The organism is Candidatus Methylomirabilis limnetica (genome assembly GCF_003044035.1).
GTDB classification, from domain to species: domain Bacteria; phylum Methylomirabilota; class Methylomirabilia; order Methylomirabilales; family Methylomirabilaceae; genus Methylomirabilis; species Methylomirabilis limnetica.
Genome location: NZ_NVQC01000011.1, coordinates 1 through 12,203 on the forward strand (window position 1 = coordinate 1; position 12,203 = coordinate 12,203).

At 55.6% G+C, this 12,203-nt stretch carries 12 protein-coding genes; 1 reads left to right on the top strand and 11 read right to left on the bottom strand.

Going from position 1 to position 12,203, the window contains the following annotated elements; translation table 11 throughout:
* On the top strand, nucleotides 1-245 hold a 245-nt coding region (locus CLG94_RS13475; protein ID WP_204593528.1), incomplete at its 5' end, for a hypothetical protein.
* Nucleotides 246-383: 138 nt separating this feature from the next.
* Here the strand turns inward: CLG94_RS13475 and thiO are convergent.
* From thiO to CLG94_RS13380, 11 genes are all read right to left on the bottom strand, one after another.
* The gene (gene thiO, locus CLG94_RS02150; protein ID WP_107561260.1) at nucleotides 384-1,502 is read right to left on the bottom strand and encodes a glycine oxidase ThiO; all 1,119 of its coding nucleotides are present in this window, start codon (nucleotides 1,500-1,502) and stop codon (nucleotides 384-386) included.
* 38 nt (nucleotides 1,503-1,540) lie between these two features.
* Nucleotides 1,541-1,819 (bottom strand): cytochrome C oxidase subunit IV family protein, encoded by a 279-nt coding sequence (locus tag CLG94_RS02155; RefSeq protein WP_107561261.1) that lies wholly within the window; start codon nucleotides 1,817-1,819, stop codon nucleotides 1,541-1,543.
* A 457-nt stretch (nucleotides 1,820-2,276) separates the two neighbouring features.
* Complete coding sequence (locus tag CLG94_RS02160; RefSeq protein ID WP_107561262.1) at nucleotides 2,277-2,849, bottom strand: cytochrome c oxidase subunit 3; 573 nt, start codon at nucleotides 2,847-2,849, stop codon at nucleotides 2,277-2,279.
* Nucleotides 2,849-4,585 (bottom strand): cytochrome c oxidase subunit I, encoded by a 1,737-nt coding sequence (locus CLG94_RS02165; RefSeq protein ID WP_107561263.1) that lies wholly within the window; start codon nucleotides 4,583-4,585, stop codon nucleotides 2,849-2,851. The genes CLG94_RS02160 and CLG94_RS02165 overlap by 1 nt, the downstream gene beginning before the upstream one ends.
* 7 nt (nucleotides 4,586-4,592) lie before the next feature.
* Nucleotides 4,593-5,306, bottom strand: a complete 714-nt coding sequence (locus CLG94_RS02170; RefSeq protein WP_107561264.1) for a cytochrome c oxidase subunit II — start codon at nucleotides 5,304-5,306, stop codon at nucleotides 4,593-4,595.
* A 189-nt stretch (nucleotides 5,307-5,495) separates the two neighbouring features.
* Nucleotides 5,496-8,486 carry a DUF748 domain-containing protein gene (locus CLG94_RS02175; RefSeq protein ID WP_161953971.1) on the bottom strand — a complete coding sequence of 997 codons (2,991 nt, stop codon included), beginning with the start codon at nucleotides 8,484-8,486 and terminating at the stop codon, nucleotides 5,496-5,498.
* 8 nt (nucleotides 8,487-8,494) lie between these two features.
* Nucleotides 8,495-9,301, bottom strand: a complete 807-nt coding sequence (locus CLG94_RS02180) for a mechanosensitive ion channel family protein (protein WP_107561266.1) — start codon at nucleotides 9,299-9,301, stop codon at nucleotides 8,495-8,497.
* 230 nt (nucleotides 9,302-9,531) lie between these two features.
* Nucleotides 9,532-10,302 (bottom strand): DUF4197 domain-containing protein, encoded by a 771-nt coding sequence (locus CLG94_RS02185; RefSeq protein WP_107561267.1) that lies wholly within the window; start codon nucleotides 10,300-10,302, stop codon nucleotides 9,532-9,534.
* A 70-nt stretch (nucleotides 10,303-10,372) separates the two neighbouring features.
* Nucleotides 10,373-10,807 carry a large-conductance mechanosensitive channel protein MscL gene (gene mscL / locus CLG94_RS02190; RefSeq protein ID WP_107561268.1) on the bottom strand — a complete coding sequence of 145 codons (435 nt, stop codon included), beginning with the start codon at nucleotides 10,805-10,807 and terminating at the stop codon, nucleotides 10,373-10,375.
* A 265-nt stretch (nucleotides 10,808-11,072) separates the two neighbouring features.
* The gene (locus CLG94_RS02195; RefSeq protein WP_107561269.1) at nucleotides 11,073-11,573 is read right to left on the bottom strand and encodes a restriction endonuclease; all 501 of its coding nucleotides are present in this window, start codon (nucleotides 11,571-11,573) and stop codon (nucleotides 11,073-11,075) included.
* Between the two features lie 54 nt (nucleotides 11,574-11,627).
* Nucleotides 11,628-11,795, bottom strand: coding sequence for a hypothetical protein (locus CLG94_RS13380; RefSeq protein WP_193450625.1), 168 nt, complete (start codon nucleotides 11,793-11,795; stop codon nucleotides 11,628-11,630).
* Between the last annotated feature and the right edge of the window lie 408 nt (nucleotides 11,796-12,203).

A 12,203-nucleotide genomic window follows, 5' to 3' on the forward strand; every position in this document is an offset into this window, starting at 1 on the left:
CGCTCTTCCAGTTGTTCAAGTGGTGTTGTCATAAGGCCTCCTTATCTGATTGCTCAATTAACAATCAGATGATAGGCCAAAAAAAGGGAAAAGTCAATATTACCCATAAATTTGTCTTACACCCGCAAGGAATTTCCAACGATCCGGAACATGGCAAACACTGCAGGAACGGTCAGCCTATTCCCGCTGATCAGAAGGACTCTCCACCTCCAAGCGGGGATGTCACCCTCGGCATCGCGGTGTAGATTTCAACCACAAATCCGCACCAAGATCGAAACGCCTGGCGGATTTTAGTCGGGATGAATGCGGGATTCTTTCGGTTGATTCCACAGATCAATTCGAAATGCGTATGGAGTGTACACCAGGTGTTTTTAACGATTCAATCAGGAAGGCCCAAATCTATCTGGGGAGAAAGCTTGGAGGGGAAATGGTGGTTCTTTGTCCAGAATCAGGTCGGCGACCAACTCTCCCGTCAGTGGTCCTAGCAGGATCCCGCTACGGTAGTGTCCAGTGGCTACGATCAGATTTGGAATATTCGCAAAGCGGCCGATGGCAGGCAGACCATCCGGTAGCCGGGGACGCAGTCCTGCCCATGTCCTGTCGAGAGGCGCGGTCATCAGGCTTGGAACCATCGCCTTGGCGGCCTCGCACAGCTCCGCTACGCCTGCAAGGGTGGCGGTCGAAGCGAATCCCGCTTGCTCTACCGTTGTTCCTATAAGGAGCTCACCGTTTAGTCGCGGAACGAGATATCCCAGTGGGCCCCAGACGAGGTGGGTCAATGGAGGGCGTTCGAAGCGAGCCCGAACGATCTGGCCTCGCACGGGCTCCATGGGAAGTCTGTGGCCGATGAGATCCAGGAGGCGGCCGGACCACGCGCCGGCGCAGGCCACAATGGTATCAGCCAGGATCGTTTTGCCGCCAATATTGACACCCCGCAGGCGATCTTCACCCAGAATGAAGTCGATCGCCTCGACGTTCTCAAGGATCTCGGCGCCGCCGGCACGCGCCCCCGCAGCCAGCCCGGACACTACGGTGCAGGGTCGGATGTGGGCCTCATCCGGAAAGAAGAGCGCGCCTCCTATCTTGGGATTCAGAATGGGCTCCATGGCGCGAACCTCACGTCCGGACAGCTCCTCCACGCGCAGCCCAGCCGCCCGCTGCCAGACCACTCGTCCATTCGCCGCCTCATGTTCCGTCGAATCGAGGAGGTGCAGCAGTCCCCACTTGCAATACTCAATATCCTCTCCGGTGGCGTCCCGAAGCTCATCGGCCAGCGTCAGGTAACGATCCCTTGCGGCGAGGCAGAGGTCGAAGAAGGGCCCAGGTCCTTCCGCCTCCGCCTGAGGCGCCAGCATACCTGCAGAAGCCCGCGATGCCTCCCGCCCGAGCTGTCCACGTTCGATCAGGACGACACGCTTCACGTGAGCTCGAGTCAGGGCGTAGGCGCAGGCTACACCGATAATCCCGCCGCCAATGATGATGACATCCGCGCCTTTAGCCATAGCTATGAAGACTCCTCACGCCGCACCAAGAGATATGCTTAATGGTGAAAGACGATGTCTGGAAAAAGAACTAAAGTCAGGGCAACGACAAGCAGTACTGGAACGATCGCCAGGGCGTAGATCAGCCAACTCTCAGATCTCAAGTGCATGTAGTTTAGTGCGACCAGTACGGCTTTTACCGCTGCAATGGCAAAGATCAGATTATTGATAGCCGACTTTCCCAATGGCAAACGGGTTGCGAGGACCCCGGCGACCATTAACACGAGCAGCCACACCCAGATGGTCACATAGTTGGGATGAACCCGTTCAGGAGTCACTTGGGCCCTCCTTCAGGCAAGAGCGTCGCCGCTCCTCAGCGGTATGTGCAGCAAGGCTAGACATTATAGTGAATGGCCTCGGCCTTGTAGGGGCAGGGCTTGCCCTGCCCGGGCATTGCGTAATCCCGAGAAGGGCGCAGCAAGCAGCGCCCCTACGATCCGGATGACGCGTTGACGAGTTATAGTCGCCCACACAATTTGCGGAAGACCCATAATACATTTGGTAACTACTCAGGTGTTTAGACTGAAGGCTGAAGGCTCTGAATTATCTCGCAAGACACGAATCAAGCCGTTCAAGACCTTCTCGGTTTATATGACTTTTGGTTCAACCAGATAAACCAACATTGCTACTTCATCAGCCAACTCAAATGCCCGAAGTTTTGTGTGATCAGAACACGATTACCCCTAACAGCCTTCAGCCTTCAGCCTTCAGTCTATCTACCTTGTAGTTACCATTTCAGTACGAAAGGTAGAGAAGCGGGAAGAGGAAGATCCAGACGATGTCAACAAAGTGCCAGTACAGCCCCGCAATCTCGATGCGATAGCCGGTGCTCAACCCCCTCCCTGCCGCAAGAAACAGGATGAAGTTCACAATAGCCCCGGCAATGACGTGTAGCATGTGCAGTCCCGTCAGCGCGTAGTAGAAGGACCAGAAGGAACCGCTCCACGGTACGGCGCCCTCCATGATGTGGGAGGTGTACTCATAGGATTTAATTCCGAGGAACGTCAGCCCGAGCAGGGTGGTAAGCAGCAGAAACCTTTGCGCCCCACGCTGATCCGCCTTTTGGTAGGCGTCAAAGGCCATCGCCATGGTCATGCTGCTGGTAAGCAGGACAAAGGTGTTGATCGTCGCCAGGGAGGTGCTTAGATGGGCGGCTTCTGCCGACCATCCCGGGCTGGCCGCCCGAGCCAGGATATAACTGCCTACGGCGGTTCCAAAAATCATCACCTCAGAGGCGATCACGAACCAGATGGCGATCTTGCCTCGAAGCGCGGGGGTGAACTGTTCGGATACGACCGCCATACGCATTATCGCCCGTCCTGGGCAGCTCCCGACACCGGGGCACGATCCTGCGGAAGATAATCTTCACGAATGCCGGGAGGGCTGTACTCATACGGGCCGCGGTAAACGGTTGGGGTCGCTTCTCCCCAGTTGTCATGAGGCGGCGGAGAGAGGGCTGTCCACTCGAGTGTTGCTGCCTCCCAGGGGTTGCGCTCCGCCTTTCTGCCGGCCACGATACTCCAGGCAAAGTTGATCAGGAATGGAATCTGGGCGATGATGAGCCCAATCGCACTTATCGTAATCTGGATGTTAAGCGGTTGAACCGCTTTCAGGAACTCGTACTGGAGCGGGTTGGCGATACGACGCGGCATCCCGGCGAGGCCGACGGCATGCATCGGGAAGAAGGTGAGATTAAAGAACAGGAAGGTGAGCAGAAAGTGTAGTTTTCCCATGGGTTCATTCATCATCCGACCGAACATCTTTGGAAACCAGAAGTAGAGGCCGGTAAAACCGCCAAATATGACGACGCTCAACAGGGTGTAGTGGAAGTGGGCCACGACGAAGTGGGTACCGTGAATCTGGATGTTGGCCGGCGCCGAGCCGTTTACGATGCCGGTGAGTCCTCCGAGAATGAACATGGCGATAAAGCCCAAGGCCCAGAGCATCGGGGGCGCAAGGCGGATCGAGCCTTTCCATAGGGTAAAAATCATCGAGAACAAAATGAGCGCAAGTGGTACAGAGATCAGGATGGTGGCAATACTAAACGGCATGACGAGCCGGGGATCCATGCCGCTGATGAACATGTGATGCGCCCAGACGATAAAGCTGAGGACCCCCGTGATGAGGGTCGAGTAGATAATCCACCGATAGCCAAAGATTGGTTTCCTCGAGAAGACAGCCAGGACCTCTATCACCGCCCCAAGCCCTGGCAACAGGATGACGTAGACCTCAGGATGGCCGAAGAACCAGAAGAGATGCTCCCAGAGCAGGGGGTCGCCACCCCCTTCGGGTACAAAGAAGCTGGTTCCCAGGAGCCGATCCATCAAGAGCATTACGGCTGCCGCGATCAGCGGTCCCACAGAGAGCAAGAAAATGACGGAAGCGGTGAGTAGCTGCCAAATAATGATCGGAAGACGGAAAAAGGTCATCCCCGGTGCCCGCATAGTGATCGCGGTGGTGAGAAAATTGACGCCGCCGATTAGGAAAGAGCTGAACTCAAGGGCGTGAGCGATAAGCCAGAGGTTTATCCCCCAGTTCACACCGGTATATTCTGCCCTTGCGCTCAGCGGCGCATAGCCGGTCCAACCGGCGGAGGCCCCACCAGCGGGAACGAAGAATGATGTTAAGATCAGAAGAGCAGAGACCGCGAGGATCCAAAAGGAGAGCATGTTGAGCCGCGGGAAGGCCATATCCCTGGCCCCGATCATAAGCGGGATCAGAAAGTTTCCAAATGCCCCCAGCAAGATCGGCATTGCCACAAAGAACACCATGATCGTGCCGTGATTGGTGACGAGAGCGTTGTACGTCTCCGGCCCCACAAAGCCGAATCCAGGGATTGACGTGTCGGGAAAGGCAAGCTGCCATCGCATCACATAGGCCAGGTAGCCCCCCACAAAGGCCATAAAGAGGCCGAGGGAGAGATACTGCTTGGCGATCGTTTTGTGATCGGTTGTGAAGATATACGTACGCCAAAAGCCGAGCTCCCCATGTGCGGCGTGGATAACGGCCGAGGGAATGGGGGCTACTCCTGGGGGATGGCTCATGGTTGGTCTATTTCCTTGAGAGAGCTTTGCGTGGCAGTGCTTCTGCCATTACGGAAGGCCACTGTTCTTTCACCCACTTGTCGTATTCCTCAGCAGTGTGGACGGTCAAATGTCCGATCATCCCGGAGTGACCGAATCCGCAGAGTTCTGCGCAGGGGATCTCGAACACGCCGGTCTTGGTGGCCTGGAACCAGGCGGGAAACTCACGTCCTGGTACAGCGTTCTGCTGTAGTCGCAGGTTGGGTAGGAACAGACTGTGAATGACATCCTTTGACTTGAGGGTGATACCGACGACCTTGTTCACTGCAACGTGCAGCTCATTGTCCATCTGAAGATCATCCGCCGTCCCGAACTGGCCATCCGGCCCTGGATAGAGGATCTCCCAGTTAAACTGCTTTCCAGTCACCTGCACCTGAAGCTCGCTTGGCGGCACGTTAATCCTGGCCTTTGCCCATGCATCGCCTGATCGAAAATCGAGCCACAAATCGAGCACGAGGACGAGCGCGGTCGGGATAAGAATCCACGCAACCTGCGAAAACTTCTCGCCCGTGATGTAGGTGGCACGCCGTCCCTCGCGCTGGCGGAAGAGTAGAACGAAGCCGAGCATGGCCCCAATGGTCACAATGAACCATGCCAGCGTGATGTAATAGATCAGCCAGAAGAGAGAGTCAATCTCTCCCCCATAGGTTGAGATATTCTCAGGAAGCCAGCTCAGGAACATACCTCATCCGCCCCAATCAGAGTCACTACGTTGTGATAGGCACACAGCGAAAGAAGAACCAAAAGCGTTTCTAACATTCACCTCAAATAGTGTCAACGTTAATTCTCGAGTCTATCCCGCAAACCCCCGTTCACCCTTCGACACGCTCAGGGCGAACGATGAATGTAAAGAAGCGTTAGACGCACTACTCTAGCGGATTGTGAAATCAACGCGGCTATCCTTCAGCGTGTTGCGTTTCTCGGGCGCCAATGACTTGGGCTCAATGATGAACAGTCGCCCCTGCTCAACCTCGCCCGATCGTAGGATGGCATCCTTGACCTTCATGGCACGTTGAGAGGCCAGCAGCCGCAGGCCATCATCATTAACCTGGGTGTGTGTCAGCATCAGCTTTTCCATTTCGGGGACCGGAAGGTCCTTCGCAAACCCCACGAGGTTGCGTGGCTTGGGAAACGTTTCCGCCTTGTAGGCTAGCCTCAGGAATGGCTCGTACTCCGCTGGTTCAAGGTTCAATTCAGCGACCGGGATCGACGCCTGTCCTTGTTTGAGGCGCTGATTGAATTTCTGGACCTTCAGCTTCCTCATGAACTCACGCTGCCGTAGCCCCTCTCTGTCCTTCTCAACATCAACATGGCCTTCGATCTCGAGCTTTAGCGAGGGCCGCTCATACAGCGCCTTAACCAGCATCTCGATCTTTTTCGCGTTTGTATCGGCCACAGTAGCGCTCCCTGGCTCGTACTCGAGATACCCCAGTTCCTCCCCACCCCCGATAAGCGCTCCGAGTAGGGCAAATGGGGCCGTCGCTGCCTTTGAGAGAAGGTTGACGAGGATCTGTAGGACAACCTTCCAGACTCTGAATTCAGGGTCATCAAGGCTGCCGGTCACCGGGAGATCCAGACGGATCTCTCCATTTCTGTCCTTGAGGAGGGCGATGGCCAATCTGACAGGCAGATTTGTTGCAGTGGGGCTTTCTACCTTCTCTCCCAGGGTAAACTGATCCAGGAACAGATTATTTTTGGAATCTAGCTTCCGGTTGGCAATCTGATAATTCAGATCGAAGGAGAGCTTGCCCTTCTCGACCGTGTAGCCAACGTATTTTCCCGAGTAGGGGGTCGCGGAGCTCAGGTCCATGTCCTTGAACCCGGCTTTCAGGTCTACAAAGAGGTCGTCGCGCAGCGGGTTGATCTTGCCCACGATCTCGAGGGGGGCAAACTGGTTGACCTTACCCCTGAGCTCAACATCCGCGAGTGTGGCTTCACCGGACGACAGTCCGGTCACCCTTCCACCGATCTCTGTCAGGTCGACGGAATAGGCCGGCTTGAGTGATGCGTCTGAAAAGCTGATGTGTCCCCCCTGAAGCGTGACCGTCCGGATTTGAACATCAGTACCGGCCTTGCCGGATGTCTCGCTGGGGGTGGGCTGCGGGGCGGTCGGCGACGTATCTGGAGAAGTCGGTTTTTCCTCGACTGTCCCCTTTTCCATGATTTGTGCAAGATTGACCGAGCCGTCCGGATGAACGATCAGACGGGCGTAGAAGTCGGTCAGCGCAACCTTAGCGATATGGACGTACGTCGGATTATAGCCTACATCGAGGTCGCCGAACGCAAGGGATTGCCAGGTCAGAAAATCCTGTGCGTGAGCCTTATCAACCGATCCGAACTGCACTGCGGACAGATTGCCCTTGTAGGCAGCCTGCAGGCCGGATCCTTCCTGGTGGTTTAACGAGAGATTGCCGTCGGTTGATACGGTGCCTCTCGTGACGTGGATCTTGACCCGATCGGTGAAATAGGGTTGAAACGGGCGGAGATCGATCGCCTTGAGGCTCACGGCCAATTGCGCGGACAGCGGGGCAATACCGACCGGGCCCTTGACCGTGGCCGTTCCCCCCTTATTCAGACGGAAAGAGACGACGGTCGTACCCTGGCGATCTTTTCTGGTCGTAAGGTTATCGGCCCTCACGCTGATTTCCTGGGCGACGAGGTTGGCCGGCTCGGCAGGCGTATGATCTTCAGCATTCTTCTCAGCTTTTATTGAGATCGCCGTAGCCGTATCCGAAAAGGAGAGCATCCCCTTACTCAGTTGAAACGTATCGATGTCCACTACAGCAGAGGTGGCTGTAGTATCTTGAGCCTTGACATCGGTGCGCGTATCCGGATTCGCGGGAAAGAGGGTCTGAATGTTGGTTACCCCGGACGGATCGCGCCTGATAAACAGTTCTGGTGATTCCAGCGTTACGGATGCCACATGAAACAGCCTGGCAAGAGGTTCCGTAGGCGCGAGCACGACGTCTAAAAGGGGAAGCGCCAGAAGCGGTCGATCCTGTGCGTCGCTGACGGCAAGCTGGCGCAAGGCGATGCGGCCTTCTACCGTCAGCGCGGGTTGTGGGTGTTGAATAAATAACAGTTTCGCTTTGAGGGACATCTTCCCCGAACGGATCGTAAAGTTGGTCTTAACCGGCATATAGGTGAGATAGTAAGGAATATCGAGATCGGTGACATCGATGTCGAAAGTGGTCTCCAGGGAGGAGGCAAACGGTTTTGTCTTGCCTTCAAGGATATACCGGCTGTCGTTGATCATTGCCGACACCCTGGGCGCAACCGATGTATCGATATGGTATGGGTAATTCGAGAGAAACGGGAGGGCGATGTTCAGGTCCCTGACGGTATGATTGGTCTGCCTTGGCTGATCGAGGAGGTCCATGCTGCCGTCCACGATCCGAATATTATTGAATGAAAACTTGCGGGGGGCTGCTCCGCCACCCTGACCCGAGTCGCCCGCCCCCAGGAGATCGGAGAAGTTGTAGGAGCCGTCCTGATGACGGACGATCCGGATGTAGGGTCGATCTATGCGCACATCCTTTAGAATTACAGCCCAGCGGAGCGCGGAAACACTTTGGAGATTAATGAAGAGTTGATCAAACGATACGAACGTATCGGGCGCCTCGCGGTCCTTGACCATGACACCTCTGACGGTCAGTGAGAGCGTGAGCGGATTGATCTTGATCTGTTGGATCGTCACCTCGCGGTGGAGCGTATCCGAGAGTGTTCGCATCAGAAACGATCGCATAAGTGGGGGGAGGCCAAGAAATGCGAAGAGGGCCACGGCCACAAAGACCGCGCCGGACCAGATGAGCAGTTTCCTCAGACGCTGCATGGGCATCAGTCGGCCCAACAACGATACCACCGAGGGTCTCATGATCCGGACAGCAGACGCACCTCCCGCTGCGGAAGCGGGATGCCGATGCGACCGTCCTGAAATCGCTCCACAATTGTTTGGTAAAGCTCCGCCTGGGCAGTCTCGTAATCGTCGACCTTGACCCACGGACGGATCGAGATGACGATGGCCGAATCACCGAGCATACTGATACCCACTAAAGGGATCGGCTCTTTCAGTACGTATGCGCTGCCCTCAAGCACTTGTCGCACGAGACCCATCGTATCGTTCAGGTCCGTACCGTACGCGACGCCTACCTTTAAGTTCAGTTGTCGCATGGTCCCATAATTGTGCAGGATCTCTCCAACGATCTTGCGGTTCGGAATGACGATCTTCGACATGTCCGGATGAACGAGCGTCGTCGAGAAAAGATCGATCATATGGACCTCACCCTGCTCCCCAGCCAGATCGATGTACTCGCCGACACGATACGGTTTTGTAAAGATGATAGTCAGGCCCGCAACGACGTTGCTCAGAACGCCCTGGAGCGCCAGTCCTATGCCGAGCCCGAACACGCCGATGCCGGCGAGAAAGGGTGACATCTGGATTCCCAGGTTGCCAAGCACCACCACGACCGTGAGGAGAACGACTACCACCCGGACAAGGCGGACGAGCAGTGTTCTGACTGGAGGCTCAATATGCTGACGCAAGGTCCATGTGCTAACGACGTTCCCGATCCATCGCGCTCCGAGTAGACCAGCCGCCAGGAGAATAATGGCCCCTAGAACCTGAAACCCGTAACGGATCAAGAGGTCGATCATGAGTGCTACCGGCGGCATCGTCATGGTGCGAACCTCCGCTGTGTGTCGTGGACCATCGATGTAATCCTCGTGTGCATTAGTAGTAACTGCTCAGGTAGATAGGCTGAAGGCTGAAGGTATTTAGGGACAAATAATGCGTGATCATGCAAAACTCCGGAAAAGGTCTTGAATAGCTTGATCCGAGCGTTACGTAATGATCGATCTACTTCAGCCTAAACGCCTGAGTAGTTACCATTAGTAGACCTCTATCCCGGTCATCTGGAGAAGACCTCTTTCAGAAGATCGGTCACGCGGGCCGTCGGATCGGTCCTGATCTTGCGTTCCTCCTCCCCCAATACATGGAACAGGCCGTCGAGGCCCTTGGAGACGACATGCTGATCGATGTCAAGTGTTGCGCTCTTCACGAAGGGGATAGATTGATACAGCGTAACCAGTTCCTTGTATTGGCGGACGGCACCGACCTCGTTCATCGCCTGTTCAACGACCGGCCGGAAGGCTGCAACTAGACGGTTCGAGGTCTTTGCCTTGAAATAGTCCGTAGCTGCTGTGTCGTTTCCAGTGAGGATTGTGCGGACATCCTCGAAGGTCATCGCTGAGAGGGCATCGGTAAAGATCTGTGTGGCGGCTGGGGCTGCTCGCTCAGCAGCCCGATTCATGCTCAACATAAACGCATCCATCTGCGGACCATACCCTACCGCCCGCATCGTCGTTTCCAGTGTCTGAAGTTGTTGCGGCATCAGGATCCTGATCGCCGGGTTGTCAAAGTACCCATTAGGCTTCCCCGTCAGTGCGACGGCGTTCTGCGTCCCGATCCGTAGCGCTTCTTTCAGGCCTGAGCCGATCCTCCCATCATCAAGCCCACCCTGCTGCCCCATTTCCAACCCTTTGAAGGGCTTACTGAAGGGCCACCACCCTGGAGCCGGGGCATTATGCTCCTGCGCGGCTGCCGGTTGTTGACCGGCAAGGATGAGCATCGGGAGGCACAGGATGAGCGTTGCACATCCCTTCCAGAATCTCTTTTGCATCGCCAACCTCCTGTACGCGAATTATTGCAGCGGCTCCCCGGCTGAACAGATTGAGACCATGACGCCCACTTCAGATCACAGAGGTGCAATACGCGCAGCGTGTGGCCTCCAGGTGGATACTGGACAAGCAATGGGGGCACGCCTTTGTGCTCGGTGCGACCGGCGCCGCTTCGGGCTTCCGTGTCATGCGGTTGATCTGCCTGATCAGGAGGAAGATGGCAAAGGCCACGATCAGAAAATCCAACACGGTGTTGAGAAACACCCCGTAATTGATGGTGGCTGCACCTGCAGCCTTGGCTGCGGCGAGCGTGGGGTGGGCAGTACCGGAGAGATCGATGAACAGGCTGGAGAAGTCGACCTTGCCGACCAACAGGCCGATGGGGGGCATGAGGATATCATTGACAAATGAACTGATAATTTTGCCGAAGGCGGCGCCGATCAAGATCCCGATGGCCATATCGATGACGTTCCCGCGCATCGCGAACTCTTTAAACTCCCGAAGCATCTACCCCTCCTCTTGCGCAATGGCAGATTACCACGCCTGTTCCGACCTTTACCCAGCGCAGGGACGGACGTGAATCCTGCCCCTGCTGCTACAGAGGATACCATAGTCTGCCGCTTGTCCGAAATAGCTTCCGACGGTGCCAAATCTATAAAGTGGAGCAGGGGGGCGCCTTATTCGGCGTTTCATTGAGAGGTGCGGGACAGGGTAAGGAAGCGGTTCGTGATGCAGGATGGCTGCCCGCGATTCGCAGCAACCTCGATCGGGTTTAGGCCAACGAAATTCTATGGTCCTCTAGGAGCTGTCGAAGGCGCTGGCCGTTGAGGAGCTCGATGGGTGGCCCCTCGGTGAGCTTCCGAACCTCTTCGGAGAAGAAGCCGGTTGTGATAAAGATGCCCTTAGATGCCCTTTCAGCACGTACCGTATCGCCTAGGGCAATGATCTGGGTGGAGTTGATCGGCACCTCAGGCGGGATCAGGACACAACGGACGATATAGCTGCCGCCGATAATCGGTTGGGGATTGACGGCGGTGATGTCGATCTCCCCATGTGTGTTACGATGGCAGCCCGTGATGGACAGACCCATCTGCTCCAGGAGGAGGAAACAGAGGCGTTCGAACTGCTCGGGCGTCAGCCGTTCCAGTCGCTGCTGCTCGACGTCCCTCGGTTGGTAGAAGGCCTTTTCGGCGGCTACCGGCGGCGAAGAGCGATTGAGCAAGAAGATCAGGCCCAGGCCGAGCAGGATCGCAATCGTAACTAAAACGAACATGCCTCTTGCTCTTCAAGGACCACCCAGGAGATCAGGCGAACAGACAGGAAGATCCTACCTGTACATCTCTTCGTAGATTCGATCTTTCTGGCCCTTTTTGATCAAGCGGTCATGGCGGAATGCTTGTTTCATCGCTGTCCCGAGACAGACTAAGATCAGGACGAGCATCCCGATGATCGGGATGTTGTCCGGCTGCGTCGCAATAGCCATAATATTTTCCATAGCTGACCTCCTTTCACTCGGAATTCTAGCACCGCTACACGTGATAGCAAGTCTTTTGTACGGAACTCTACATCCTCAGACTCGGACGTGCCATCTTCTCCTCTGGACGGGTCCTGAAAATAATCTACACGGCCCACGCTACCCGGCAATCGGCAATCGCTTTATTGTGGCCTCCCTACCATCCGACGAAATAATTCCTCCCTCGATAGCGCATTTTGTTCTTGACAAGCACCATATGTCGAGGTAATTAAGACGTCTCTATACAAGATATGGTAGTGCATTGGAAAGTGGTACCTTTCTGATACGCCGAGATAGATGGCTTATTTGCGCGTGGTAACTTCTTAGGTAGATAGACTGAAGACTGAAGGTTGTTAGACTGGAGGAACGCGCACAGATGAGCCAGGCGTT

Coding starts and splice junctions, on each gene's coding strand:
- thiO (WP_107561260.1), bottom strand. CDS start 1,502: ATGGCTAAAGGCGCGGATGTCATCATCATTGGCGGCGGGATTATCGGT.
- CLG94_RS02170 (WP_107561264.1), bottom strand. CDS start 5,306: ATGTTCCTGAGCTGGCTTCCTGAGAATATCTCAACCTATGGGGGAGAG.
- CLG94_RS02180 (WP_107561266.1), bottom strand. CDS start 9,301: ATGACGATGCCGCCGGTAGCACTCATGATCGACCTCTTGATCCGTTAC.
- CLG94_RS02165 (WP_107561263.1), bottom strand. CDS start 4,585: ATGAGCCATCCCCCAGGAGTAGCCCCCATTCCCTCGGCCGTTATCCAC.
- CLG94_RS13380 (WP_193450625.1), bottom strand. CDS start 11,795: ATGGAAAATATTATGGCTATTGCGACGCAGCCGGACAACATCCCGATC.
- CLG94_RS02160 (WP_107561262.1), bottom strand. CDS start 2,849: ATGCGTATGGCGGTCGTATCCGAACAGTTCACCCCCGCGCTTCGAGGC.
- mscL (WP_107561268.1), bottom strand. CDS start 10,807: ATGCTTCGGGAGTTTAAAGAGTTCGCGATGCGCGGGAACGTCATCGAT.
- CLG94_RS02195 (WP_107561269.1), bottom strand. CDS start 11,573: ATGTTCGTTTTAGTTACGATTGCGATCCTGCTCGGCCTGGGCCTGATC.
- CLG94_RS02185 (WP_107561267.1), bottom strand. CDS start 10,302: ATGCAAAAGAGATTCTGGAAGGGATGTGCAACGCTCATCCTGTGCCTC.